Here is a 283-nt window from a genome sequence, read left to right as displayed (position 1 = left end):
GGGCTTTACAGCAGCTTGAAATGAGTACAACTGCGCTTAATATCAGACCTTGAACTTTCATAACACCAATGAATTAAATGTACCTAAAAAGGTTTCTTTAAACACATCCATCGTGAATCTAGCCAGATATTGATGCCGGGCTTCCGTTCCTAATGCACTTCTCAAATCCCTATCTTCAATAAGTAACGTCAAATATTTAACAAAATCCGGTATGACATCCGCGTTGATAAGGTATCCGGTTTTTCCGTGTACCACGGACTGCACTGCCCCTCCCGTATTAGTA

At 41.0% G+C, this 283-nt stretch carries 1 protein-coding gene; it reads right to left on the bottom strand.

Features of this window, described 5'->3' with window-relative positions; genetic code table 11:
* Positions 1-57: 57 nt before the first annotated feature.
* Positions 58-283: glycosyltransferase (locus KVT36_RS31685; RefSeq protein WP_217607426.1), on the bottom strand; the 226-nt coding region annotated here is incomplete at its 5' end.

Origin of the sequence: Chitinophaga sp. GbtcB8 (genome assembly GCF_019091455.1) — a bacterium.
Classification (GTDB): Bacteria; Bacteroidota; Bacteroidia; order Chitinophagales; family Chitinophagaceae; genus Chitinophaga.
The sequence above is the reverse complement of the archived record's forward strand: the minus strand, read 5'-3'. Positions and strand labels throughout refer to the sequence as shown.